This is a genomic window from Acinetobacter sp. LCT-H3, from assembly GCF_001866125.1.
Taxonomy (GTDB): domain Bacteria; phylum Pseudomonadota; class Gammaproteobacteria; order Pseudomonadales; family Moraxellaceae; genus Acinetobacter; species Acinetobacter schindleri.
The window spans coordinates 109,593-131,093 of the sequence record NZ_MODX01000006.1 but is presented as its reverse complement, the minus strand read 5'-3'; the positions used below and the strand labels follow the sequence as shown (position 1 = coordinate 131,093).

Genomic DNA, 21,501 nt, shown 5'->3' with positions numbered 1-21,501 from the left:
TTTATGAAAGAGGTCTAATGTGGGCTTTTTTATTTTATACACATAAATTAACCTTTCATTTAAAAAAACTTTCCAAATAGCTTTGGAATGCAATCCATATAGATGATACCTATAGAGGTTGTTATTTCTAATCTATTGAGGTGAGCAATGAAATTACTAACATTGATTGGCGCAGGCGTATTGGCTGGATATTGTTATAAAAAGGCTAAATACAAAAAGGGAAATGCAAAAAACTGTTCTCATCACGAAGCGGAGACAGAATCTAAGGCATCAAATACCCCTGAATAAATTAATAAAAGACCTCACAAATGAGTGAGGTCTTCGAATATTTAGAAAGGAAAAATAACAATCAAATGCAAATATTGGCTAAATTAATCCTTGGCCTTGTTTAACTGAAGAAACGACTAGGCTGAGTATTTGTTGATTTTGCAATTAGTAGCTTTCTAGGTAATTTATATATTTATGAGAAGTCCTCAACTAGTTTAACAAGTACTTAAAGAAACATAAAACTAACGGGTAAGAACTATTAATATATATTTCCTATACTTACATGAATCTATTCATAAGTTATCCTTAAATAGTTTAAAGAGAAAATATTTGGCTAAGGACTATAAAATGGTAATTAGGGATTGATTGGTTTAATTTTCTATTAATTCTCTATAGTTAGATAAGATTTTTAAATTCTAGTGATCATTCCCCCCTTATATCTTGAATAGGGAAGCACTAAAGCAAGGAGATCGATATGTTCCAGTTTGTGCTTTGCTTATTTGGCCTACATAGTACGATTGAGTTTGAATGTACGGCTGATAGCGAAGAAATTAAGTTATGTCGCGATTGCTTGAAAGAAATTAAATAGTTTTAGTAGAGCAGGGCTACATGTATTTGGATATAAAGTTACCCTGTTTCTTAAGGTGAAGTCAGGGTTTGTCTATTAGAAGCTAAAAAATATCATTAAATATTCAATAGAAACTAAAAATGATAAATCTTTGTATGTGGTTCAATGATTTTGATGAAAATGATCAGTGTGAATAATGAAAGTCAAATTTTTAAAGATTGCATATTTTTAAAGATTGCATATTGAAGTATATCGTCTGTCGATTTAATGATAGAAAATATAATTAACTGGATTCATTAGATTTAATCTGAATTAATAAAGTGCAAATATTTTAAAATTTCTAGTAATCCTTTATATTTAGGATTCAGTGTTAAGATAGGCTACAATATAAGTAACAAGAAGTCAGAGTGTCCTTTAATGACTAAGCTTGAAATATTAATAACTTTATTGGCTATCGTAATTATTAGTACAGTCATCTACGTATTGGTCCATACTTTGTAATCAAACTTCCCTCGGGAGGTTTTTTATGAAGTATTATTTGTGGATACTCATTCATATAAAGCTGTAATGAACCAAAAGCTCATAAAAAATATACCAAGTATCAAATGTTAATGAAATAAGGTGGATATTTTTATTGATAATGAGAAATTTCTGATATTATTTGATGTATGACAATGATTTAATTAACTAAAAATTGGATAAAATTTTGTAAAAGTAATTTCGTAAAATCTAAGAATTTACAAAAAATAAACTTTATAGATTGTTGAGCCGAGATGAAGACAAACGAATACAATATGATTCATTCTTAAATCTTTTAAGTTTATAAATCATCAGGTAAGCCTATTTCAATGCTCAATCTTCCCATCCAGTCGCGACTTGGCGGATTCTATTTCTGTTATTACGCCATTGTAGGCGCATTCATGCCATTCTGGAGTTTGTATCTTGAAGATCAAGGTTTCAGCTATTCAGAGATCGGGATTCTATCTTCAATTGCCATTGTCACTCGCTTTTTTGCACCCCTCATTTGGGGCTGGATTGCTGACAAATCTGGCAAACGCATGCTGCTGGTGCGCATTGCTACTTGGATGGAAGCCTGTATCTGGTTCATGATTTTTATCGTTCCAAACAGCTTTCAGTCTATGGCATTACTGATGCTGATTTTTAGCTTTTTCCAAAATGCAATTCTGGCACAATTTGAAGGTGTGACGCTTTTCTGGCTCGCAGAAAAGCGTGCCGAGCTATATGGCAAAGTGCGTAAATGGGGATCGGTGGGTTTTATTGTTGGTGTTTTTGCTGTTGGAACAATATTTGAAATTATCCCGATCAGTATGTTGCCAGTATTATTGCTGTGTATTTCGTTTCTTGCTTTTATCTGGTCCTTTAGCATTAAGGAGCCTTCGACGGCGCCATCCGCACAAAAACAGCTTGAACCGTTATGGCCAATCTTGAAACGACCAGTGGTTTACAGCTTTTTCATCATTGAGCTAATTATGCTGTTTTCCCATGCGCCATTTTATAGCTTCTATAGCAATTTTCTCAGTCAGCATGGATATAGTACCAGTCAGATTGGACTGCTATGGTCGGTTGGGGTGATTGCGGAAATTATCATGTTTGCTTATGCGACTTTATTTTTTAATCGCTGGTCGTGGCGAACACTAGTAATAATCTGTTTGTTGCTGACAGGATTGCGTTGGCTGATTGTAGGTCTGCTGCCTTCGCTATTTATAGTGCAGTTTATGGCACAAAGTATTCATGCTTTTAGTTTTGGCCTGTTTCATATGATTGCGATGCGGGTGATTTTCCAGAATTTCTCGGCAGGACAGCAGGGACGAGGTCAAGCACTTTATAGCACCATGTGGGGGATTGGTGTCGCTAGTGGCAGTATTCTTGCTGGTCAGTACTGGGACCAATTTGGCGGTGCGACTATCTTTATATATGCCGCCGCGACTACGCTAATGGGTTTACTATTTTTATCTGGTTTGCCCAATCAGGTGGAACCCACAAAGTCCACCTGAAGTAATGATTCTTGAGTTATTAGATCTGAATATCTTTATAACGATCAAACCATGGTTGTGCTTCTTCTAGTTGAGCAGCCAGTTGTAATAACAGATCTTCACGAGCAAACGGCGCGATAAACTGAGATCCTAAAGGTAGATTCTGTTCGTTCCAGTATAGTGGTACTGACATAGCGGGTAGGCCAGTGATATTGGATAACTGGGTGAATGGCACCCATTTCAGGTTCTCCTTGACGATCTGATCAATCAGTTTACCCTGAGCCAATAGATGTGCCTTTCCCATACCCAGTAATGCTTTCATAATCGGTTTTTGCCAAGCGGGTGTTTTTACTTCACCATTGCGTGGTGCCACCGACGCCGTTGCTGGTGTGAGATATAAATCATAGCGGTCAAAGAAATGATTCATCTGGGAAACATAGATACCCCAGTTGTTCAGGTTCTGGATGTATTCAATCGCCGTGGTCTTGGCACCAAAAGCAGATAACACCAGAGAATCCAGCTCAAAATCAGTTGATTTAGACGGATATTGCCTACGGATTTCCTCAAGCATATAAGAGAACTGACTGAACCAGGTGGTAATAAAATCCTTAGCCAATTGCATTCCGTCAATCGCTGGATGATCTTCAATTACCTCATGTCCTAATGATTCCAAAAGTTTCACTGTCTGGTTGATGGCCTGAACTGCATCTTTGGAGATTTTGGTGCCAATAGGGGATTTGGTATTAAATGCAATTTTCAGTTTTTTCGGTGGTTGCTGAATAATCTCCAGATAATGCGTATGTGGTCGTTCGATCTTGAACATGGAATGATGATCTTCACCATGCGTAGCATCCAGCATCGCAGCGCTGTCACGAACGGTTTTGGTCAGAACGTGCTGAATCGCTGCACCATGCATGGCTTCACTCATTTGTGGTCCCCAAGGTGTACGTCCCCGACTTGGTTTCAAACCAAACAGGCCGCAATAAGAAGCAGGAATTCGAATCGAACCACCGCCATCACCCGCACCCGCAATCGGCACGATCCCCCCGGCAACAGCAGAAGCAGAACCACCTGATGAGCCGCCACTGTTATGGGCTAAGTTCCAAGGGTTTTTACAGCTACCCCAGGCATCTGGCTCGGTAATGCCTTTGATTCCAAATTCAGGTGTATTGGTGCGGCCAAAAGTTACAATGCCGGACTTTTCCCAGCGATTCACAATTTCCGCATTGGTATCCGGAATATAGCCAATACGTTTAAAGCCAGTACAGCCATAAGAAGTCGGATAACCGGCATACTCCTGAAATAGATCTTTAACCAGAAAGGGCACACCTGCAAAAGGACCTGATAAATTTGCCTCAGTACGTTTTAAGGCATAATCATGCATCGGGATAACTATGGCATTTAATTCAGGATTGACCTGATTACTGCGTTCTAAAGCAATATTCAGCAACTCGGAAGCATAGATTTCTTTTTTTGCGACCAGCTCGGCCAGTCCCAGACCATCATAGCTAAGATATTCCTGATAATTCATGACATTGCCTGTTTGAATAAACAAAAGTTAAAAATTTTAAGATGCAAGTACGACCTGATTACGACCCATATGCTTGGCCTGATAAAGCGCCTGATCTGCAATATTGATCAGATCCTGCAATTCGGTCTGCTGTGGTGCTTCCTGATGGGTAATACCCAAACTTACCGTGATATGCACCGATTTGCCATGTTCCAGATAAATCGGTGTTTGCTGCACCAGCTCACGGATACGTTCAGCCACCCAATGCGCTTCATCGTGCTCTATATCCCACATTAAGACGACAAACTCTTCACCACCAATCCGAGCAAACAGATCGCAGCTACGCAGATTGGTGCGCACCAGCTCAGAGAATTGCTGTAAAACTGCATCACCAACATGATGGCCGTATTGATCATTTAAGCGTTTAAAGTAATCAATATCCAGCATAATAAGAGAGAACGACAATTTTCTAGACTGTTTTAGTAAACTTTCACCTTCTTTAAAGAAGTAATGGCGGTTCATGGTACGGGTTAAACTGTCATAATTGGCGAGATAAAGCACATGCTTATACAACTCATTCCGGTTTTGGCTGATAATGCACAGAATCAGTGGTGCCAGTGCCAGCATAAACAGGCCGATGCGTAAGGACACAAAAGTCGTAGAATCTGCCAGGGTTTGATCAGCCAGATAGATCTGTGTCAGGCTGCTGTAGGTGGTGATCAGAACCAGTGTATTAATAATCGAGATTGTAAAAATACGATAAGTGAGTGCTGCCCAGATTAAGGCGGCCAGAGGATAGATTAATGCGCCAGGCCCGGCAAAAATATGAGTTAAGACGACACAGACCGCGACAGTGATCATCGGAAAAAAATAACTGAAATAATAAGATTTTTTCCTGCGATTTTTCGCAAAATAACGAATTTGCTTGGCAGTAGGGAATGCCAGTACCAAAGGGAGGATGATAATATAGTTAACCATTTCCCCAGTCCACCACAGGAAAAAGTCAATTTTCATGTTTTCCGGGGTGATAAAGGAACCGGGAATATTCACCAGAGTCATCACTGCAAATGCTGCGCTGGCCAGACATCCTGCGAAGGCACAGATACCGAACAGATGAATAAAGGTAAACCCGCTATTGTAGTACTTATAATTAATCTTGAAATAACGGATACAGAATAGCGAAACGATAGTGCTTAACAGATTTGAAAGTGTCAGAAAAAAGCTTTGTAGAAAAAAGTCACCTGTGAGCAGGTCTGCAAACATATAAGCACTGAACGCACCTAGCCAACCACCTTTATTGTTGAGCTGTGGAAAGCGTAAAAAGAAGGCGAGTAGGGCTGCATTGGCTGGCCATAAAAATGCTAAATAGCCGGTTGGTCGTGTTGCAATGCCAATAAAGCTACAGATAAGAATTAACAGCGCAATAATGAGATATGCAGAGCTATCCGGATCCAGTTGTTTTTCTTTAAAATCAGCAAATCGCAAAATAAAGCTACCTTAGTATATTTACAATGAAAAATCACATGCTGTTTTTTTAGTTAAATAAGCTTTGAGATCTTTCTTTTTGTTTTTGATTGTTTGTAATTTAATCAATACTTAAAATCGCATAAGTACAAAATATAAACAAAATAATGTGGAAAAGAAATGGCTATTATGTATCTAACTGATATTTTTATTTAAGTAGATGAAATGATTTTTTGCCATACTCCCCACTGTCAAAAATATGCTAAGTTAGGGACAATCCAAGGAATACTATTTTTAATATGAAAAAAACATGTCTAAGCCTTATGCTGCTTACCTTAACCACCTGGGCGATGGCTGCAGATATAAATAAAAATACCCAAACAGCAGCACAAGCTTCAGCTGTTGCCAATACCTTCCGTATCGTAACACGTCCTGAAATCATGGGCTTATGGGGAATGGAAATCCCGACTAACCGCAAGTGTGTTGAATATTATAATTTTAAAAGTGATAACAATGTGATTATTAAAAGTGGTGATGAATGGTCATCAGGCATCTATGACTATCAGTTGCCGCAAGATACCACCGCCCAGGTTCCGGCCTTAATTCTTCAGGTGAAATATGACAATAACCAGAAAGACTGTTCTGGCAATCAGGAAGATCAGTCTGGTGAAGTCTCACAGTATTTTGTGAAATGGCAGAATCCACATACGATTAATTTCTGTGCCACTGAAAAGGCAGAGCAGTGTTTTGCAACTTTAAGACGTATTCTTCCTTAAGGTTACAGATAATAAAAAAACCGCTGAATGATCAGCGGTTTTTTTTATTGAGGATACTGAGAGAGGATTAAGCCTTTTCTTCAGCACCTTCAAGTTGTTTAAGCAGATGTTTTTCGAGATAGTGAATATCCATTGCCTGTTCACAGAAGTTCTCATCCTGAAGGATCAGATCTTTATGCAGCGGAATATTGGTCTTGATGCCAGTCAGAATCATTTCATCAAGCGCCTGCTTCATACGGGCAATGGCTGTTTCACGATCTTTACCATGTGCAATCAGCTTGGCAATCATTGAGTCATAATACGGTGGAATGCTATAACCTGGGTAGATATGCGAATCTAAACGGATACCTGCACCACCTGGTGTGTAAAACGTCTCAATCATGCCCGGAGATGGCATAAAGGTAGATGGATCTTCCGCATTAATACGGCATTCGATCGCATGACCTTTAACAACGACATCTTCTTGCTGAATATCCAGACCCAGACCGGCAGCAACACGAAGCTGTTGTTCAATGATGTCCACACCAGTCACCATTTCAGTGACAGGATGTTCTACCTGAACACGGGTATTCATTTCAATAAAGAAGAATTCGCCGTCTTCAAACAGGAATTCAAAGGTACCAGCACCGCGGTATTGCATTAACTTACATGCATTCACGCAAGCTTCCAGAATGTCAGCACGTGCCTGTTCAGGCAGATTTGGTGCAGGAGCTTCTTCTAGTACTTTCTGGTGACGGCGCTGTAAAGAACAGTCACGGTCATACAAGTGGATCGCATGGCCATTACCATCGCCCAAGATCTGTACTTCAACATGACGCGGCTTTTGCAGGAAACGTTCCATATAAACCGTATCATCGCCGAACCACATTTCTGCATCACGTTGCGCCGCTTGTACAGACTCGAGCAGGGTATCCACGCGTTCAACGATACGCATACCACGTCCGCCACCACCCGCAGCAGCTTTTACGATCAGCGGGAAACCGATTTCTTTGGCTTCAGCAAGGGCATTGTGGATGGTTACTGCATGATCACAGCCTGGTACTGTTGGTACGCCGGCTTTTTTCATGGCAATAATGGCAGAAACCTTATTACCCATCAGGCGAATGTGTTCAGGACGTGGGCCAATAAAAATAAAGCCAGAACTTTCAACAATTTCAGCAAATTCAGCATTTTCAGACAGGAAACCATAACCTGGGTGGATCGCATCCGCACCAGTAATCTCAGCTGCTGTGATAATTGCTGGAATATTTAGGTAACTGTCACTGCTTGCGCCAGGACCGATACATACTGCTTCATCGCAGAAACGTAGATGCATCAAGTCCTTGTCAGCATCTGAATAGACACCGACAGTTTTAATTCCTAAAGTTTTGCAAGCTCGGGTGATGCGCAGGGCAATTTCACCACGGTTTGCAATTAAAACTTTTTGCAACATTATTATGAATCCCCGAGGTGATTAAGCGCGGTAACGGAAAAGTGGCTGACCGAACTGAATCACTTCACCATTTTTCACCAGAATTTCTTCAATCACACCGCTTTGAGTTGCTTCAATCGGGTTCATGATTTTCATGGCTTCAATAATACCAAGTGTTTCACCAGCAGAAACAGTTTGACCCACTTTCACAAATGGTGCTTCGCCTGGACTTGGTGCTGCATAGAACACACCAACCATCGGAGATTTTTCCACAGCACCACGTGGAGATTTTGCAGCAGGTACATCAGCTGCAGGTGCAGGCATTGCAGGAACAGCTGCTGCAACCACTGGATTGCGACGAGTCAGGGCAATGGATTGATCTCCTTCCTTAACTTCGATCGCCTGTAAGTCAGACTCAATCATCAGGTCGATGAGTTTCTTGATTTTACGGATATCCATGAGACAGTATTCCTAATTAAGATTGCTTAGAAGATTGAATTTTTTCAATGATGTAATCGAGGGCAGCGGCATAGCCTTTTGCACCCAGACCACAGATCACGCTGATCGCCTTATCGGACAGATATGAATGATGTCGAAATGCCTCACGTGCATGAACGTTAGACAAATGGACTTCAATAAATGGAATAGCAACGCCAAGAAGTGCATCACGCACTGCAACAGAGGTATGCGTTAAAGCTGCAGGATTAATAATGATGTATTGCACGCCGTCTTGTTGTGCTTGATGAATTCGGTCGACAATGGCACCTTCCCAGTTGCTTTGGAAAGTGTCTAATTCTAGTGTGGCATTTTTAGCCTGAGCGCTGAGCTGCTGATTGATGTCATCAAGAGTCAAGTGACCATATACTTCTGGTTCACGCTTTCCCAGCAAATTAAGATTCGGTCCATGAATGACCAAAATGGTCGAACTCATTCAGCTTGCTCCAATTCAAAAGTTTCAAAAGAAGTTTGCAAGATGTCAGCAAACTTCCTTCATTATGGCATGAAATTCTACATTTTATAAAAATTTTGTCTGAATTGGTGTAGAAATTGCCTGCCTGATAGTGGGCTATATAATGAGAACTTTGCAAGGAATTGGCAATGTTAAAAAATGACATTTATGGGAGTTATGTCGGATTCTTACATTGTAAGCCTAATTGGCTAAAACAGTTAATAATGTTTATATAACATTGCCGACAGATAATAAAGAAGTCAACTATTTTTGATCAGATCCTACTAGATGTTTGCAGTATTTAAGGTTTAAAGCTTATTCATCTTAAATTTTAGTGACAAAAAAGTCTGTTTAAAAAGTGCCCATGAATGGTTTTAATATAATAATTCTAATTATATTAGATTTTATTAAATAAGTTATTGAATTTAATTTATTTTAAATTAAAAAATATCTCAATTAGCTATTATTTTAAGCTCCCTTAGAGTTGTGAGTATGCTTAGAAAAAGAGTCAACTCCTGAGCTTAACAGTGGAATCAGGTAGTGAGTTAAACTTACTGAGTCGCCCTATTTTTAATTCCTGTATCGCAAAATGGTGAGATTGACTGAAATGTTCATAGAATTGTATTCAATGCTGAATATTCAGCCAAAAGATAAAGCATTTAAATTGGCAAAAGGTCGTCTACTAAGTCGATGAATGGTCGTAGGGGGCAACTCAACGACACTCACCCTCTTACAATGAGGCTTTTCGTAGAAACTTTATCGAATAATATGGTTTATAAAATAGTCTAGACATGTTCGCGAAAGGTGCGAATTTTATATAATGCAGCTATCTAAAACAAAATCGTCAATATCATGACTCCAGCTTGTAAACTTTTAAAAGCCAGTAAAATCGAATATAGCATTCACGAATATGAACATGATGCCAATGCCAAAAGCTTTGGTTTGGAAGCAGCAGAAAAACTAGGCCTAGCTGTTGAAGAAGTTTTTAAAACATTATTAGTAACGGATGAAAAGCAATATTTTGTGGCAGTATTACCTGTTCATCATCAGCTTAATCTTAAAAAAGTAGCTGCTGCATTCGGTTGTAAAAAATTGCAGATGGCAGATCCTAAACAGGCAGAACGATTAACCGGATATCTGGTGGGTGGAATCAGCCCGGTAGGACAAAAGAAACGCCTGAAAACTGTGATTGATGTATCAGCAGAAAGGCTGAATAAAATTTATGTCAGTGGTGGCAAGCGTGGTTTGGACATTGGTCTAAACCCAGCAGATTTAGCCAAGGTTTTAAATGCACCTTTTATTGATATAGTTGATGAATAGTTTAATGTATTAAAAAGACATTAATTAGTATTTTAATTAAACCCGGAGAGCAAAATTCGGGTTTTCTTTTGGTCGGAAAGTGCTACACATTTTTTTTGCATTTGTATATTGTTTTAATGCAAAGGTAACCATGAGTTACTTACAACAATAAGAAATTAAAAGAAAAATAAATTGGAGCATTGCTCATGAAGATCGTTATTTGGCTTAATGCTGTTTGTCTATTTTTGTCACTTGGGGAATCACTTCTGCACGGTTTTAACCGGGAGGTGGCATATGAATGAAAAAGGCGTTTACCTGCTTAGTACTGTGGCTCTATTTTTAATCTTATGGTTGATTGGTTATCAGGTCCATAATGAAATCCATCGGGAAGAATTGGGATTGAACCGCACCAGCAGTTTAGCATTTTATGGGATGAATACCCATACGCCGCTTCTAGACCGTCAGGCAGAAAGTTTGAATCAGGCTGTGCAGCGTCGGGGAGTGGTGCGGAACCAATCTCAGTCTTTGAACCAACAGCGCACTCAGTTTGTTTCAGATTTTGCCAGTATGTTATTTGCAATGCAGGATGGACATAAGCCTGAATATTTGCAGCTGAGAATATTTCTAAACAGGCAACAAACATTATTGGAAAATAAGGCGCTTAAACAGGAGGAGGCACTCGCCAATATTAATTTGCTACAGACATTCTTGCCTGAGTACCAACATGAACTGACACGAGCATCGGCAAAATTGAAAACGCGTTATTCTTATTATGAAACGGATATAATTTCTGATGAGATGAGTTTAAGCACGGTATGATCTAGAGGCGAACAATATCAGTGTGATGTATTAAAGTGGTTCTTCAGAATTAAGCTAAGAGATGAAGGTCTGCATGATTGTAAACTTTATACTCTAGCTACAGGATATAAAAATCATCTCATGCAAGTTAAGTAAACTGTATCGTTTTTAAACTTGCATGAGTAGTGATTATATATCTGCTTAAAGGCAATTTGCCGGTTTAGGAATGCCTGCCAAACGGCTAAGGTGGCGTGCCACCAAGCCTGTATTAAATTTTTCCTGAAGTACAGCATTGTTGATTTCAGGCCCTACAGTTTTCATCAGGAATTTGATGAGAGGACGTGTCGCTGGAGAATGACCAAACTGTTGATAAAACTGACGTACAGCCTGTAAGACTTTAAAATGCCAAGGGGTCAGTTTTAACTCTAAGCTCTCGGCAAGCACCTGTGCGACGTCTTCATTCCAGATGGTATAGTCAACTAAATGACCATCTTGGTCTAACTCTAAATTCATGATAGATCCGTATGTGTTACTTCATAGAAATACAGCGACTAAAGCCCAGGCATAGTTCTGCAAATTCGGCATAGTTAATAATTTTCAAATTTTTTACTTCTGGTTGAGACAATAATTCAGCCTCATTTTCCAGAATATAAATCTCTTTCAGCTGCTGAATAAATGGATGCTCAACTGACAAGACTGCATCGCCCATCAGAATTACCTGATCATTTTCGCTATAGAGTTGGGACAACTGTTCGATAATCTGTGCTGTAGCCGCATGGCTGGCTTGAATCATATAAAGAGTTTTATCAGACATGGTGAGCAACCTTACCAGTACAATACATGGTCAAAGCCTTGCATAAAGGCTGGGTTTAATTCGACAAATTCAATTTCTTGCTCTGTATTTTGTATAAAAGGCGAGTTTTGATTTTTACTTTCTACCAGAATTGGGGTCAGATCATAAAATTCAAAACTATCGACCATGTTGGAAGCAATCTTGAACGCATGTTTAAGCTGTTCAAATTGCAGATCTGAACGTAATAAGCTTAAAGCTGCATCTTTTAATAAGACTTTTACATCTGAGCCAAAGGTCGCGAGTACCATGGTCGCAGAAAGACTTTCATGAACCTGCAAGGAATTCAGATTCGATTGAGTTAATATAACGAGTACAGATTTCACACAATATACCTTTTAAAAGCAACATATCCCAAAAAATAGACCGATTAGAATTGAATCAGAAGATGTGCAGACTGAACAGCATCAGCGAGTTCGCCTAATCCGACTAATTCAAACTGATCTGCAAGATTATGTTGTTGAATATTGTGACGTTGAGCATTCTCCTGATCTGTAATACCACGCGCTAACGCCGCACTTACACACACGGGCAGACGTATTTGCAAGGACTGCCACTCACGGGTCAGGTGACGCTGGTCATCCGGTACCCATTGCAGAGCATTAGCAACAGACACACCGTCTTGGTAAAAGAAAACCCGAAAGTCTTCCTGTTTTTGCTGTAATGCTTTGGCAATTCCCAAGGCATGCCAAGCATGTATCGACGTCGGGGCGGAGGTAATAAGAATTAAGGTGCTCATGAAATTCACTACAGGCTTGATCAACCTAAGCAGTTGATCTGGGCTACATAATAAAAAGGTAGTATACAATGATTTTAGTGACCGGTGGTTTAGGCTTTATAGGCTCTCATATTGCTTTAAGTCTGCTCGCACAAGGGCAACAGGTCATTGTGGTCGATAATCTGGCCAATGCCAGCCTGCAGACGCTAGAGCGTCTTGAATTCATTTCCAGCATGTATGTGCCTTTTGTTAAAATTGATATCCGCAATACGCCTGCTTTAAACAAAGTCTTTGAACAGAATTCCATTGACGCCGTGGTACATACTGCAAGCTTTAAATCATTAGAAGAATCGGTACTAAAACCGCTGGAATATTACAATGATAATGTCAGTTGTATTATGAGTCTCTTACGTGCCATGCAACGGACGGGTGTTCGTAATCTTGTGCATTTGTCCAGCCTTGCTGTTTATGGGCAATCCAGTCCTGATCTGACTGAAGAAACACCATTTAATTTCAGTTATCCAAACCCTTATATCAAGTCTCAACAGATGGTAGAAGAAATTATCCGTGATACTGCACGTACTGATAATGAATGGAAAATTGCGATCCTCAGACTATGCAATATTTCGGGTGCCTTTGAACATGGGGTACTGGGTGAAGTGGTACCGCCGCTACCAAAAAATATCGTGCCTTTGGCCATGCAGGTTGGGGCCTTACAGCGGGAAAGTATTGAATTGCGAAAACAGGCCAATACTGAAGATAAAACTGTAGAACGCAGTTTTTTGCATATATTAGATTGTTGTGATGCAGTAATTAAGAGTCTGCAATGGCTCAGTACACAAAGTTTTGCCTGTGAAGCCTTTGATATAGCGGGCGAATTGATTTCGATTCAGAAATTGCTCGATGAAATTGGTGAAGTGACGCAAATCAATATCAAGACGGAAGAGGCGCTATATTACACTAATCCGGAACTAGATCAGGTTGGCTCTAAGGCGGAAAAGGCCAGGAAGACTTTAAACTGGCAGCCTCAGCGTTCGATTCGGCAAATGCTTGAAGACGAGTGGCGTTTTTATCAGAACACGTTACGTGGACAATAATACCGATTAACGCTATCCCAATTATTGATAATAATTATCATTTACATGCTGTTCTATTTTGCCTAAGATGGAACAAGGAAATACTAAAACTTTATAAAGAGGTTAAATATGCAAACACGTATTGAACATGACACCATGGGCGAAGTTGCTGTACCCAGTGAAGCACTGTGGGGAGCACAAACTCAGCGTAGTTTGCAGAACTTTAAAATTGGTAATGAACGTCTGCCACGGCCTATGATTCGTGCCATGGGTCTGGTTAAAAAGGCGGCAGCCTTGACGAATGCCGAATTAAATCAGATTCCGCATGAACTTTTAGGTTATATTGTTTCAGCAGCAGAAGAAGTGATTGCAGGGCAATGGGATAGTCAATTCCCGTTAGTGGTGTGGCAGACAGGTTCTGGTACGCAGAGCAATATGAACTGTAATGAAGTGATTGCCAATATCGCTAACCAGAATCTGGGAAATCCTTTAGGTTCTCAAAAACCGGTTCATCCGAATGATCATGTTAATCGTGCTCAATCAACGAATGACTCTTTCCCAACAGCAATTCATGTCGCTGCAAGTCTGCAAATCAATGAATTACTGATTCCAGCAGTAAAAAAACTGCGTGATACCTTGCATGCCAAATCTCAGGAATTCTCAGAGATCGTCAAAATTGGCCGTACTCACTTACAGGATGCTACGCCGTTGACACTGGGTCAGGAATTTAGTGGTTATGTGTCTCAGCTAGATCACGGTTTATTACGTCTGGAACAGGCACTGCATGGTTTATATGAATTACCTTTAGGGGGAACAGCAGTAGGTACAGGCTTGAATGCTCATCCTGACTATGCGGTTAAAGCAGCGCAAACTCTGGCAAAACTGACTGGACTGCCATTCGTTACTGCACCAAACAAATTTGAAGCTTTGGCAGGTCGTGATGCGGCAGTCTTTGCTTCCGGTGCATTAAAAACTTTAGCGGCGAGTCTGAATAAAATCGCTAATGACATTCGCTGGTTGGCCAGCGGGCCACGTTGCGGCTTTGGGGAACTCCGTATTCCTGAAAATGAACCCGGCTCAAGCATCATGCCGGGTAAGGTCAATCCGACTCAAAGCGAAGCGATGACCATGGTTGTGGCGCAAGTGCTTGGAAATGACACTACCATTAATGTGGCAGGTGCATCGGGTAATTTTGAGCTGAATGTATTTATGCCTGTAATCGCGTATAACTTGTTGCAATCCATTCAGCTGCTCGGTGATGCCTGTAATAGTTTCAATGATCACTGCGCCGTTGGTATTGAGCCGAACCGTGACAAGATTGAGCATTTCTTGCATGATTCATTAATGCTGGTTACTGCATTGAACCCGGTGATTGGTTATGAGAATGCAGCCAAAGTTGCCAAGACTGCTTATAAAGAAGGTAAAACTCTAAAACAAGTTGCGGTAGAACTTGATTTAGTCACAGCTGAACAGTTTGATGAAGTCGTCCGTCCTGAGAAAATGGTTTCAGCGAATGCGAAATAAAGCTTGTAACGCTTTTATTTTCAATCTTTAAGCCTGTTTTATCATGGAATAGTCAGCAGTGGTTTTTATCTCAGGCAGAGTTGCGTACAATAGCACTAGATGAGATTAACCACTGATGATTGTTTTATGCTTGATATTTATTTAACAGATGTTCAAAGAAAGGTGCAATTCAAGGATTATCCAGGTGAGCATCCTGTTAAATTTATTCTGAATTTTAAAAAGATTTTTCCAAGTATTATGGAACTTCTTTTACCTGTACTTCCCGATAATGAAAATCTGGATGAAATGTCATGGGAATCAACGACCAATGATTTTGAAACTTTCCAGATGTTTTTAGCTGGTTGGGGGATTATTGAATTGCGTTTAAATGCGATTACTCAGTTCAAAGATAAAGCCTTTGCAGATCAGCTTGTTAAACAGGCACAGCAGAAGCGTAAGGAATATCAAAAAAAGCATATGAAGCTCACGACTGTAGAGCTGGATTATCTATTTATGCATGATATCCATGCTCTGATTGATGCTGAGCTGGTTGATCTGGGCGAGAGGTTTTATCTGCCGGTACTACGTGAACTGTGGAAAAATAAAGTGTCTGCTCAAGTCCTTAATGCCAAATTCTAGGTAAATTTAAACTGATTAATTTAATATCATCCTCCATATTTGGGGGATGAATTTTAATAGTTTCCAAAAAACTATTTAATTAGTTCAATTCTCATAAATAGCCTAAGCAAATCTTTCTATTTTTCATTCAAAAAAATTCTGCTGCATCATTGAACATGATGACTTATTTTAAAACAGAAATTGGTTCATCAAAGGGCATTTATTTTATCTTTTGATAAAAAATAAATTAATAAGCCATTCTTTATCATGAGAATATATAAAGATATTACTTTAATAATATAGCTATTCTAAGTATATTTTCTTAAGCTATAAGTACTAATGATTAAATGAATCATAGAATTCTCATTTATTAGATTTCCTTCATGAAAATAAGTGAAGGTTCCAGTTTTTCCGAAGATATATCAAAGGATTTCCAATAATGTCGAATCAGTTTTTAGATTTAATTACAAAACGCCGTACGATCTACGCGATTGGTAAGAATGTCACTCAATCTCCTGAATTCTTAACTGATTTGATTCAAAACGCTATTAAACAAAGCCCCTCATCATTTAACTCACAATCTTCTCGTGCCGTGATCCTGTTTAATAGTGAACATGAGAAATTCTGGGCCTTTGTCGCAGATAAATTAAAAAGCTATGCCAAAGATGAAGAAAGTGCTGCAAAAACCGCAGCGAAAATGGGGACTTTTGCTGCAGGCTTAGGTACGGTTTTATTCTTTGAAGACCTAGATGTCGTGAAAGGCCTACAAGATCAGTTCCCATCTTATGCAGATAACTTCCCAATCTGGGCAGAGCATTCTACTGCGATCGCGCAATTTGCGACCTGGACAGCACTGCATACTGAAGGCTTGGGTGCATCTCTACAGCATTACAACCCGATCGTAGATGAAAAAGTTCATGCAGAGTGGAACGTTCCAGCAAACTGGCAACTGAGAGCACAGCTGGTGTTTGGTTCAGTTGAAGGTGAAGCACGCGCCAAAGACTTTATGCCGGATCAAGACCGTTTCAAAGTATTCCAATAATTTGAAAAACCGGCATCTGTCTAAATTCTTATAGATAGATGCCATGCAATAGGCGATAAAAGCATATTCCGAATCATAAAAATTAGGCTACACTTAGGGCGCATTAAATCTAAGAGAAATGGCGCCATGTCAAAGAACACCCAGAAACTTTCACCGCTTCAAGAGCTAATCGCTGAACAGAAATTGTTATGCGAAGAAGTCGGTTCTGCCTATGTAGAGGTGAGTGGGGATGACGTTATTGCCGTGGCAGTCCATACCCTGAATCAGGACCCCATTGTTGGTATTCGCAAGGCAGTAGATACAGCAACAAAAGTGAGCTGGTATATCTATGGTGGTGAACAAGTATCCAGCGATGCTGACTTTGAAATTATGACTGTACGTGAATTACAGGATATTGCCTCAGAAGTTCTTCCTTATCTGGCCCTGGATCAAGGCTTTCGTTTCATGATTGATGCTGATGATTATGAAGATGTATGGAAAGAAGGTCAGGAATGAACCGCTTAGCTTTTGCTATCTTGCTGGGACTCAACGGTGTACTCATCACGAATTACGCCGTAGCCGAGACGATGACCCAGGAGCAATTTGATCAGTATATTGCTGAGCAAACGCGTGTGGTCAATGAAAGCAAAGCCATTCTGGATGAACCGCATACAGCGTTAGACAGACCAAACATCAGCACTGAACGTCAGGTATTATGTGATCGCATTCAGGCTTATCAGAATATTTTGAAAGCTTCTCAGGAAAATAGTCAGTTGAATATGGCTTCCATGATGGCGATGGTGGCGCAAAATTATCTGGATCGTCAAAACCAGAGCATGAATAACTCTGGCATGACTACAGGTGTTTTTTGTAAGAGCAGGGCAGAGCAATCCGCTAAAGAAGATAAATCAAAGCCTTTGATTTAGGTTAATTTTCTGATATTTAATTTATTAAAACTACATAAAAATAAGATTAATGCGAATTTTCCCGGGGGAAATACCAATAAAAATGAATTATTCGTTAAAATTATTAAACATTAAAAATTGGTGGAAGAGATCGCCTTATCTTTCTCACTCTTTATTATTAAAAAATAGCCTAAGCAATTTTATCTGGTAAATATAATGATAAAAGCGAAGAGATAATTTTAAATCCATTGATGTCTTACTGAAAAATTAAGACTATATTTCCAAAATTAGCCTTCAATCATATCCATTAATAGCTCGTACTCATTCAGCTTAATTTATTAAGCCTATTTCCTGATGATTTATCCAAAGCTTGAGGATTCAAACAGCACCTTCAGCACACTTTAAAAATACATTTGACAAATAGCCTAAGCAAAACTTATATCTAATAAATAGCCTAAGCAAAGTTTATAATTTTAAGAATTGGCAATTGATTAATTTCCAATAAAATTCCAATATCAACAACTAAACTATGAAACCACGGAATTCTCAAATGATCCTCAACTACCAAATCACCACTCATGATGACTCAATACTTGTACCGATGGTCTTCATTCATGGTTTATTCGGCAGCTTGAGTAATTTAGGAATGCTGGCGCGACATTTTGCAAGTCAACGTACAGTCATTCAGTTAGATTTACGCAATCACGGTTTATCGGGACATACGGATCAACATGATTACCATCTCATGTCAGAAGATGTACTTGAAACCCTGGATAGTCTCAACATCACAAAATTTGTTGTGGTGGGGCATTCTATGGGCGGAAAAGTTGCCATGAAGCTGGCCGATATTGCACGAGATCGGGTAGAGCAGCTTGTAGTTCTTGATATAACTCCAATTCAATATCATGAAAATCATCATGCAAAAATTTTTGAAGCTTTATTTGCTGTAGCGCGTGCCAATGTGAGTTCACGTTTGGACGCGACAAAAATCATGCATGAATATTTACAAGAAGAAATGGTGATTCAATTCCTGCTGAAATCCTTTAATAAAGGGCAGTGGCTGTTTAATGTGCAGGCATTATATAACCATTATCAGGATATTCTATATTGGGAAGATCTTGCACCAGTTGATATACCAGCACTTTTCTTAAGAGGCGGTAACTCATTTTATATTTCCAAACCAGAACAGTTCGCTGCGATTGAACGTCAATTTACGCATGCCCATGTTGAACTCATTGAAGGTGCAGGTCATTGGCTGCATGGTGAAAAGCCGGCACAAGTGCTGGAACACATGCAAGCCTTTCTGGATGCACAACAATAAAATCTGGTAGAAGTTGAAGGTCAGTATGCAGCTGCTTGTAGCTGACCTTCATTAATCAGCTGGGCCGCCATTTCAGCAGTTTTTTTCAGACCCGGCATACGATATTCGGTATGACCATAATCCTTGATTGATTTCCAGCGACCGCCCCAGGTGAGTCCGACAGATTCTGCCACTTGGCCATAGAGTTCATAACCACGCATCGCCCATGGATCCCGCTCGCTGATCACGACTTTGCCATTCCGTTTAAAGGCAATATCCGCGGCCAGACCAAACTGATGATAACTTTGATAGCCTTTGGCGCGTGTGGTATTTGGATTCGCTGAAAGTGAATTTTGGCGCTCTGGACTACGATAACCTTCTAATAAAACCAGTTCATAGCCATGCTGTTCACGCATAATTTTAAATACCATCAACAAACGCTGTTTATAACGTGGATTAATTTTGTCCCATTTCCGGTTGGCTGTATTGAGATCGTTATGATGATGACTGTTTGGCAGATGTACATTTCCAACAGGATTGGGTGAAGGAGTAATCACTTGCGCAGAAACTACATTGGCATAGTAATTTGCTTCTTCCTGCAAGGCTATTTCAATCAGATGTTCATCTACTTCCGGAGGAGATGCGAGCACCTGACCATCCAGTAAGCTATAGATTTGCGGATCAACTTCCCGTAAATAATTTGCTTCAAAAGTACTGGCAGTAATGGGACGGGTTAAGCTAAAAATGATGATGCTGCTGAATAATGCCAATGCGGCCAGTAAAATCCACCATTGCTGAATATGCCAATGTGACTGGATTTTCGCTGACGAAGCTGCCTGATTAAATTCCCAAGCCAGCTGTTTGACAGCCAAAATACGGTTCTTGCCATAGGGTAAAATTTGCGTGAATAAGCTTATCAAACGGATTCTGAAATCATAAGAAACCAACACTAACATGCCGAGGCTAAGTAAAATAAAACTGGATAATATGAGGTAGATCATGCTTTATGACTGTGCGACTTCAGGATTTTCTTTTGGAGTCTTCGCAGGTGACTGTTCCTGAGTAGACGTACTTGCTGTTTTTAGCTCAACAGTTTTTTCTAATTGTTTTGGTTTTGTGGGTTGAGTAACAAGCCTTACATTTATAGGATTTTTTTCAGATTGTTGGATGTCTTTAGTGGATGTAGTTGAAGATCGAATAGTTTGAGGTTGGGATGTAAGCGGCTTAATTTTATCATTGGTCTGAGGTAAAGGCTTTTGCTCTTGAATAGCAAATGCAGAGTCAAAAGGTGATCCAGTATTTGCAGGCTCGTTTGCACTTGCTGGCTTTGCTACCTTAAACATGTTGTCAATATTTTGATCAAAACCATCTTCCAGATTTTGGATATTTTCCTGATCCGACGGCGCAACGGATTTTTGAATAAGCAGCTCATTTTCTACCATATGGCTTAAGTCTGCTACCTGATCGTTTGCTACTGTCAACTGTGCAGCAGTGCTTGCTTTATGGTCCTGATAATAATGATAGCCGAGTAAAACTGAGCCTACTGATAGCACCCCAAGTATAAATCCGCTCAATAAGTAAAAGTGAGGAGAATAAGACAGAGACTTTACAGACTGTAAAATACGAATATGTTTATTATTTTGATATGCCATAGTCACTAATATTTATGGTAAATGGATGGTGATATAGGCCTGTTCTACAGGAACACTAATCACATTTTGATATTGGGAAAATGCTGCATTACGGTCTTTGGATAATACATAGTGCAAACCTACAAAGCTTGCCAGCGCAAACAGCAACCAGAAAATCAAAATCCAGAAAAATGGTAATTCGCGATGAATGATGTGTTTAATCTGATCCGGAATAGCAGCAAAAGGAGAAAAGGCTTTTTTCCCTTTGAGATAATCAATCTGATCACCAACCCGACTAATCAGACTATTCAGCTGGCTCATTGATTCAATCCGGTATTTTCCATGAAAGCCTAACAATAAACAGTAATGATAGACCTCAAGAACGGCGAGGCGTGCTTTATCTCTATTGCGGATTTCTTCCATGTGTTCAAAGAAACGATAACCCGCCAGTTGTGATCCAAACAGACTCAGTTGGAGTGGACTCATCATCCAGAAATTTTGCAGATCAAAAAAATGTGGGGCTTGCTGGGTCACGATGGTTTCATCGAGTAATGCACAATAGGCATATTTTGCATCATGAATATCTTCAACAGGAAATTGCAGTTTTCTCGCCTGAGTCTCAAAACGTGACAGCATATCCAGTACTTTCTGGCGGAAGGATTCCAGATCGGCAGGTACATACTGATTACGAATCAGAAATACCACATAGAATCCATCATGTAACAGATCGACCAGACTGGCAGTCGCGGAGTATAGAGGTGTATCTGTATTTGTTCGAGCCTGGAAACCGATGCCAATTTGTCCATCGTCAAATAGTGAAGGGGCATTATTTAGACTATTCAT

General features: G+C 39.7%; 24 protein-coding genes. 12 read left to right on the top strand and 12 right to left on the bottom strand.

What is annotated here, in order from left to right:
- The first annotated feature begins 147 nt into the window (after positions 1–147).
- Positions 148–288, top strand: coding sequence for a hypothetical protein (locus BK820_RS15465; protein ID WP_167367443.1), 141 nt, complete (start codon positions 148–150; stop codon positions 286–288).
- Between the two features lie 1,395 nt (positions 289–1,683).
- Positions 1,684–2,850 carry an MFS transporter gene (locus BK820_RS05355; RefSeq protein WP_071320331.1) on the top strand — a complete coding sequence of 389 codons (1,167 nt, stop codon included), beginning with the start codon at positions 1,684–1,686 and terminating at the stop codon, positions 2,848–2,850.
- Positions 2,851–2,869: 19 nt separating this feature from the next.
- Here the strand turns inward: BK820_RS05355 and BK820_RS05350 are convergent, their stop codons facing one another.
- Positions 2,870–4,360, bottom strand: coding sequence for an amidase (locus tag BK820_RS05350; RefSeq protein WP_071320330.1), 1,491 nt, complete (start codon positions 4,358–4,360; stop codon positions 2,870–2,872).
- 36 nt (positions 4,361–4,396) lie between these two features.
- Complete coding sequence (locus BK820_RS05345; protein WP_071320329.1) at positions 4,397–5,824, bottom strand: sensor domain-containing diguanylate cyclase; 1,428 nt, start codon at positions 5,822–5,824, stop codon at positions 4,397–4,399.
- A gap of 329 nt (positions 5,825–6,153) precedes the next feature.
- Between BK820_RS05345 and BK820_RS05340 the strand changes: the two genes are divergently transcribed.
- The gene (locus tag BK820_RS05340; protein ID WP_171056660.1) at positions 6,154–6,579 is read left to right on the top strand and encodes a hypothetical protein; all 426 of its coding nucleotides are present in this window, start codon (positions 6,154–6,156) and stop codon (positions 6,577–6,579) included.
- Between the two features lie 67 nt (positions 6,580–6,646).
- Here the strand turns inward: BK820_RS05340 and accC are convergent, their stop codons facing one another.
- The 3 genes from accC to aroQ are packed head-to-tail and all read right to left on the bottom strand — an operon-like array spanning position 6,647 to position 8,921.
- A complete protein-coding gene (gene accC, locus BK820_RS05335; RefSeq protein ID WP_004809211.1) occupies positions 6,647–8,011 on the bottom strand; it encodes an acetyl-CoA carboxylase biotin carboxylase subunit in 1,365 nt (454 codons plus the stop codon).
- Between the two features lie 21 nt (positions 8,012–8,032).
- The gene (gene accB, locus BK820_RS05330; protein WP_004809213.1) at positions 8,033–8,449 is read right to left on the bottom strand and encodes an acetyl-CoA carboxylase biotin carboxyl carrier protein; all 417 of its coding nucleotides are present in this window, start codon (positions 8,447–8,449) and stop codon (positions 8,033–8,035) included.
- A 16-nt stretch (positions 8,450–8,465) separates the two neighbouring features.
- Complete coding sequence (gene aroQ / locus BK820_RS05325) at positions 8,466–8,921, bottom strand: type II 3-dehydroquinate dehydratase (RefSeq protein ID WP_071320328.1); 456 nt, start codon at positions 8,919–8,921, stop codon at positions 8,466–8,468.
- 870 nt (positions 8,922–9,791) lie between these two features.
- Between aroQ and ybaK the strand changes: the two genes are divergently transcribed.
- A complete protein-coding gene (gene ybaK, locus BK820_RS05320; RefSeq protein WP_048882798.1) occupies positions 9,792–10,259 on the top strand; it encodes a Cys-tRNA(Pro) deacylase in 468 nt (155 codons plus the stop codon).
- Positions 10,260–10,532: 273 nt separating this feature from the next.
- Complete coding sequence (locus tag BK820_RS05315) at positions 10,533–11,057, top strand: hypothetical protein (RefSeq protein WP_071320327.1); 525 nt, start codon at positions 10,533–10,535, stop codon at positions 11,055–11,057.
- 180 nt (positions 11,058–11,237) lie between these two features.
- Here the strand turns inward: BK820_RS05315 and BK820_RS05310 are convergent, their stop codons facing one another.
- Genes BK820_RS05310 through tusD form a run of 4 tightly spaced genes read right to left on the bottom strand, consistent with a single transcriptional unit; the run spans position 11,238 to position 12,625 of the window.
- Positions 11,238–11,549, bottom strand: a complete 312-nt coding sequence (locus BK820_RS05310) for a TusE/DsrC/DsvC family sulfur relay protein (protein WP_004809220.1) — start codon at positions 11,547–11,549, stop codon at positions 11,238–11,240.
- Positions 11,550–11,565: 16 nt separating this feature from the next.
- A complete protein-coding gene (locus tag BK820_RS05305; RefSeq protein ID WP_071320326.1) occupies positions 11,566–11,850 on the bottom strand; it encodes a DsrH/TusB family sulfur metabolism protein in 285 nt (94 codons plus the stop codon).
- 11 nt (positions 11,851–11,861) lie between these two features.
- On the bottom strand, positions 11,862–12,212 hold the full coding sequence (locus BK820_RS05300; RefSeq protein WP_004809223.1) for a hypothetical protein: 351 nt from the start codon (positions 12,210–12,212) through the stop codon (positions 11,862–11,864).
- A gap of 44 nt (positions 12,213–12,256) precedes the next feature.
- Positions 12,257–12,625 carry a sulfurtransferase complex subunit TusD gene (tusD, locus tag BK820_RS05295; RefSeq protein WP_071320325.1) on the bottom strand — a complete coding sequence of 123 codons (369 nt, stop codon included), beginning with the start codon at positions 12,623–12,625 and terminating at the stop codon, positions 12,257–12,259.
- Positions 12,626–12,693: 68 nt separating this feature from the next.
- Here tusD and BK820_RS05290 point away from each other — a divergent pair, with 68 nt between their 5' ends.
- From BK820_RS05290 to BK820_RS05260, 7 genes are all read left to right on the top strand, one after another.
- A complete protein-coding gene (locus BK820_RS05290; protein WP_071320324.1) occupies positions 12,694–13,701 on the top strand; it encodes an SDR family NAD(P)-dependent oxidoreductase in 1,008 nt (335 codons plus the stop codon).
- A 108-nt stretch (positions 13,702–13,809) separates the two neighbouring features.
- The gene (fumC, locus tag BK820_RS05285) at positions 13,810–15,204 is read left to right on the top strand and encodes a class II fumarate hydratase (RefSeq protein WP_071320323.1); all 1,395 of its coding nucleotides are present in this window, start codon (positions 13,810–13,812) and stop codon (positions 15,202–15,204) included.
- A 126-nt stretch (positions 15,205–15,330) separates the two neighbouring features.
- Positions 15,331–15,822, top strand: a complete 492-nt coding sequence (locus BK820_RS05280) for a hypothetical protein (RefSeq protein WP_071320322.1) — start codon at positions 15,331–15,333, stop codon at positions 15,820–15,822.
- Between the two features lie 418 nt (positions 15,823–16,240).
- Positions 16,241–16,843, top strand: a complete 603-nt coding sequence (locus BK820_RS05275; RefSeq protein WP_048882790.1) for a nitroreductase family protein — start codon at positions 16,241–16,243, stop codon at positions 16,841–16,843.
- A gap of 126 nt (positions 16,844–16,969) precedes the next feature.
- Positions 16,970–17,338, top strand: coding sequence for an immunity protein Imm33 domain-containing protein (locus tag BK820_RS05270; protein WP_048882789.1), 369 nt, complete (start codon positions 16,970–16,972; stop codon positions 17,336–17,338).
- The gene (locus tag BK820_RS05265) at positions 17,335–17,748 is read left to right on the top strand and encodes a hypothetical protein (RefSeq protein WP_048882788.1); all 414 of its coding nucleotides are present in this window, start codon (positions 17,335–17,337) and stop codon (positions 17,746–17,748) included. Before BK820_RS05270 ends, BK820_RS05265 begins: the two co-directional genes overlap by 4 nt.
- A 529-nt stretch (positions 17,749–18,277) precedes the next feature.
- Positions 18,278–19,048: an alpha/beta fold hydrolase gene (locus BK820_RS05260; RefSeq protein WP_071320321.1), complete on the top strand. Its 771-nt coding sequence runs from the start codon at positions 18,278–18,280 to the stop codon at positions 19,046–19,048.
- Positions 19,049–19,068: 20 nt separating this feature from the next.
- Here BK820_RS05260 and BK820_RS05255 read toward each other — a convergent pair whose 3' ends face one another.
- The 3 genes from BK820_RS05255 to icmH are packed head-to-tail and all read right to left on the bottom strand — an operon-like array spanning position 19,069 to position 21,501.
- Positions 19,069–20,028 carry a M15 family metallopeptidase gene (locus tag BK820_RS05255; RefSeq protein WP_071320320.1) on the bottom strand — a complete coding sequence of 320 codons (960 nt, stop codon included), beginning with the start codon at positions 20,026–20,028 and terminating at the stop codon, positions 19,069–19,071.
- A gap of 3 nt (positions 20,029–20,031) precedes the next feature.
- The gene (locus tag BK820_RS05250) at positions 20,032–20,679 is read right to left on the bottom strand and encodes a hypothetical protein (RefSeq protein WP_071320319.1); all 648 of its coding nucleotides are present in this window, start codon (positions 20,677–20,679) and stop codon (positions 20,032–20,034) included.
- A gap of 12 nt (positions 20,680–20,691) precedes the next feature.
- A complete protein-coding gene (gene icmH, locus BK820_RS05245; protein WP_071320318.1) occupies positions 20,692–21,501 on the bottom strand; it encodes a type IVB secretion system protein IcmH/DotU in 810 nt (269 codons plus the stop codon).

Coding starts and splice junctions, on each gene's coding strand:
- BK820_RS15465 (WP_167367443.1), top strand. CDS start 148: ATGAAATTACTAACATTGATTGGCGCAGGCGTATTGGCTGGATATTGT.
- BK820_RS05355 (WP_071320331.1), top strand. CDS start 1,684: ATGCTCAATCTTCCCATCCAGTCGCGACTTGGCGGATTCTATTTCTGT.
- BK820_RS05350 (WP_071320330.1), bottom strand. CDS start 4,360: ATGAATTATCAGGAATATCTTAGCTATGATGGTCTGGGACTGGCCGAG.
- BK820_RS05340 (WP_171056660.1), top strand. CDS start 6,154: ATGGCTGCAGATATAAATAAAAATACCCAAACAGCAGCACAAGCTTCA.
- accC (WP_004809211.1), bottom strand. CDS start 8,011: ATGTTGCAAAAAGTTTTAATTGCAAACCGTGGTGAAATTGCCCTGCGC.
- accB (WP_004809213.1), bottom strand. CDS start 8,449: ATGGATATCCGTAAAATCAAGAAACTCATCGACCTGATGATTGAGTCT.
- aroQ (WP_071320328.1), bottom strand. CDS start 8,921: ATGAGTTCGACCATTTTGGTCATTCATGGACCGAATCTTAATTTGCTG.
- ybaK (WP_048882798.1), top strand. CDS start 9,792: ATGACTCCAGCTTGTAAACTTTTAAAAGCCAGTAAAATCGAATATAGC.
- BK820_RS05315 (WP_071320327.1), top strand. CDS start 10,533: ATGAATGAAAAAGGCGTTTACCTGCTTAGTACTGTGGCTCTATTTTTA.
- BK820_RS05310 (WP_004809220.1), bottom strand. CDS start 11,549: ATGAATTTAGAGTTAGACCAAGATGGTCATTTAGTTGACTATACCATC.
- BK820_RS05305 (WP_071320326.1), bottom strand. CDS start 11,850: ATGTCTGATAAAACTCTTTATATGATTCAAGCCAGCCATGCGGCTACA.
- tusD (WP_071320325.1), bottom strand. CDS start 12,625: ATGAGCACCTTAATTCTTATTACCTCCGCCCCGACGTCGATACATGCT.
- BK820_RS05290 (WP_071320324.1), top strand. CDS start 12,694: ATGATTTTAGTGACCGGTGGTTTAGGCTTTATAGGCTCTCATATTGCT.
- fumC (WP_071320323.1), top strand. CDS start 13,810: ATGCAAACACGTATTGAACATGACACCATGGGCGAAGTTGCTGTACCC.
- BK820_RS05280 (WP_071320322.1), top strand. CDS start 15,331: ATGCTTGATATTTATTTAACAGATGTTCAAAGAAAGGTGCAATTCAAG.
- BK820_RS05275 (WP_048882790.1), top strand. CDS start 16,241: ATGTCGAATCAGTTTTTAGATTTAATTACAAAACGCCGTACGATCTAC.
- BK820_RS05270 (WP_048882789.1), top strand. CDS start 16,970: ATGTCAAAGAACACCCAGAAACTTTCACCGCTTCAAGAGCTAATCGCT.
- BK820_RS05265 (WP_048882788.1), top strand. CDS start 17,335: ATGAACCGCTTAGCTTTTGCTATCTTGCTGGGACTCAACGGTGTACTC.
- BK820_RS05260 (WP_071320321.1), top strand. CDS start 18,278: ATGATCCTCAACTACCAAATCACCACTCATGATGACTCAATACTTGTA.
- BK820_RS05255 (WP_071320320.1), bottom strand. CDS start 20,028: ATGATCTACCTCATATTATCCAGTTTTATTTTACTTAGCCTCGGCATG.
- BK820_RS05250 (WP_071320319.1), bottom strand. CDS start 20,679: ATGGCATATCAAAATAATAAACATATTCGTATTTTACAGTCTGTAAAG.
- icmH (WP_071320318.1), bottom strand. CDS start 21,501: ATGAATAGTCTAAATAATGCCCCTTCACTATTTGACGATGGACAAATT.